Here is a 2768-nt window from a genome sequence, read left to right as displayed (position 1 = left end):
GAAACAAATGCTGTACGACAAGCTCTTTCAGTAATTAACTTTTCTCGTTCGTCTTCTAGGGGAAACAATAGTGGATACATCAGATATGAAAGGGCGTTATATTTCTTCTTCTGTATTTTATAAAAAATTGTTATTACAATACCTATAACTAATAAAAATAAGACTGGTGTAATATTTAATGATACTTCAAAAGTTACTTTCTTAGCGTCAATAATATTGGCAAGTTCTATAATGCCGTAATAAATTTCAATGAATACCCAACATGCTAATGCCATAATAAGTACATTAATCACATAAGAAATCATCAATCTATTCATCCTCTTCTTCCTCCTTATTTAATACAAACACTTCTTCCATCTTCAAATCAAACACATCACAAATTGACAATGCTAGTAATAATGAAGGAACGTAATCCCCTTTTTCAATTGCTGCGATCGTTTGCCTCGTCACTCCAACTTTTTCAGCTAATACACTTTGTGTGAAATTAAAACGAGCTCTAATTTCCTTTACTTTGTTAAAAATAGTCAAGTTCACCACCTCTTAGCTTAAATGTATACCACAATTAACAAAATGTAAAGCTGACTTAACATATATTCCGATAAAAATCCAATTTTATAATAAGCGGTACCACCACACATTCATTAATTTAAAAATTGTATAGTGGTCCTAAAACAAAACGGAGATTGCGTGCTCTAAGGCTGGATTATTTGATATAGCAGTAAACTTCAAATCCCCCCCACCTTCCAATAGAATCAATTAATAACGTGGAAAAATCAAGTGAACTCTTGCAGTTCGAGTCGTTTAGGTACCTGAAGCTCACAAGAAAAAGAAGGAACCCTATTTAAGCCTTAGGAAAGAGATAAATATTAGAAAAACTGTCATTAAAAATTCAAGTAAACTCTCTAAAAAGTTTTACAATCAAAGGAGAGACTTTGAAACAGGAGGCGCCAATTTATGAATCGAATTGAACGTGAAGAGAAAACAATTAGCATTATGATTGATATGTATTGTAAAAACGAACATAAACAAAATACTCTATGTGAAGAATGGCAAAAATTAAAAGATTATGCTTATTTTCGTTTATCAAAATGTCCATTTCAAGAAAAGAAACCAGCATGTCAAAATTGCAAAATTCATTGTTATAAACCAGATATGAAAGGTTTAGTTAAGGAAGTTATGAAAAAGAGCGGACCGAAAATGACTTTAAAACATCCATATTTCACGCTCATGCATGCTGTTGACACAATGAAGAAGTTTCCTGGCTTACCAAAAAAGAAAAAAGTGTAAAAAGAAAAAGTGGTTTGTCTAACAAACTAGTTTTTTTATTCCTTTTCGACTAAAGAATTATATGTGAGTTTTAAATCCTAATTGCTTCACAATATATTCAGCTGTGCATTGCTTCTGAATCATCTTTAAAATAAAAGTATTTCAAAAATGTTATGCAGAGATCCCTTTCCTCAAATTTGTCTGCTTTATCTCCAAACTAATCAATTTTTTGAATAGAGATTTCCGTTAGAAATCTTGGTACATCTTCATCATAACTCCAAAGATAGGTTCCGAACCTAAAGTGGCAAAAAACAAAGAGTGAATTATCGCTGTGATATATTGGGTCACTAGTTCAGGAATAGATAATGTATAGTTCTAAAAATGCAAATGTTTCATTCGTAAAGCAACAAGCTCATTTAGAGATAATCCGTAGTCTATATGCTAGATGTTTTTAGGAGGGTTATCCTATAGTAGTAGATTAGCTTTTATTTGCTATTTTCTCCTCGACAACTTTATCGATAAGATCATCAATAATTTCCGTGCATCTTATAATAAAATCCGCATCCTCACGAGTAGTATCACTATTGCTAATACGTTCAATTACTTCTGTTCCATATTCCCTATCTTCATCTGTTTTTGCTAAATACCTTTTGTAAGCACTTACAACTAGTATTGCTTCTTTTTGATCCATATCAATTTGGCGTAGCTCATCATCAAGGTCTTCCAATGAAATCCCTCCTGTTTGTAAATAACGAAGTCTATTTAATTATATTACGATATAAAAGTTTATTGTTGTATTATTTTTGTGAACTTGTGTAAAAGTGTAAATGTCCACGTTTACACTTTTACACATTAAGAACGAAATTACATGGAAGAATATGAAGTTGGATATGAAAATCGATATTCATTTGACTCTAGTGAAGAAGGATTTATAAAAGGTGAATATAACAGTGGCTTTTACATTAAAAAATATTTATTATATATCGAGTCGATACTATAACTCGATGCTGCTGAAAACGGGATATAATATTCAAATCAAAGGAGTGGGGAAATGAGTATACAATATAAATAAGGGAACTAAAATATCTAATGGATCTCAAAAATAGCATAGGTAATGTATTTGAACTACTCACCACTTAACGTCCTTACGGACTGTTTGAAGTGGGAGATTCCTGCGAACACCGATGTATCCACCAGTTATCTTAGCAGGCTCAGCCCGTAGTCCCTACGGTGAAAACAGAAGTATCTTGTACGTTGACTCATCACGCTACCTACTTTAGCTTGGTTTTCGCAACTTCGGCAAACGTGGGATGGTAGAACGTTGAAGATTTTACGATTGCTACGTTTTTCTGCAACCAACCTTATATCTTCAGTTTTCAAGGAACGATCTGTAAACGATAAAAAGATCACTTGTCTTGGAAACAAGTGATCTTTTCATTAGATAAATTGCTACTTGCCAACAGCAGGTAGTTGTTATCCTATTCATATGTTCAATAGATATT

General features: G+C 32.4%; 4 protein-coding genes and 1 pseudogene. 1 reads left to right on the top strand and 4 read right to left on the bottom strand.

Annotated features, from left to right (window positions below; translation table 11 throughout):
- On the bottom strand, positions 1-317 hold a 317-nt coding region (locus ACQGSG_RS28165), incomplete at its 3' end, for a DUF2178 domain-containing protein (protein WP_426948616.1).
- On the bottom strand, positions 310-528 hold the full coding sequence (locus ACQGSG_RS28160; RefSeq protein ID WP_000151822.1) for a helix-turn-helix transcriptional regulator: 219 nt from the start codon (positions 526-528) through the stop codon (positions 310-312). The genes ACQGSG_RS28160 and ACQGSG_RS28165, both read right to left, overlap by 8 nt.
- 426 nt (positions 529-954) lie before the next feature.
- Between ACQGSG_RS28160 and ACQGSG_RS28155 the strand changes: the two genes are divergently transcribed.
- Complete coding sequence (locus ACQGSG_RS28155; RefSeq protein ID WP_426948614.1) at positions 955-1287, top strand: nitrous oxide-stimulated promoter family protein; 333 nt, start codon at positions 955-957, stop codon at positions 1285-1287.
- A 57-nt stretch (positions 1288-1344) separates the two neighbouring features.
- Here ACQGSG_RS28155 and ACQGSG_RS28150 read toward each other — a convergent pair.
- Positions 1345-1704 (bottom strand): annotated as a pseudogene (locus ACQGSG_RS28150) (integrase); the annotation flags it as partial.
- A 40-nt stretch (positions 1705-1744) separates the two neighbouring features.
- The gene (locus ACQGSG_RS28145) at positions 1745-1993 is read right to left on the bottom strand and encodes a hypothetical protein (RefSeq protein ID WP_426948612.1); all 249 of its coding nucleotides are present in this window, start codon (positions 1991-1993) and stop codon (positions 1745-1747) included.
- Positions 1994-2768 lie beyond the last annotated feature (775 nt).

Source organism: Bacillus sp. GMa5/1, assembly GCF_050172015.1.
In the GTDB taxonomy this organism is placed as follows: Bacteria; Bacillota; Bacilli; order Bacillales; family Bacillaceae_G; genus Bacillus_A; species Bacillus_A cereus.
The sequence above is the reverse complement of the archived record's forward strand: the minus strand, read 5'-3'. Positions and strand labels throughout refer to the sequence as shown.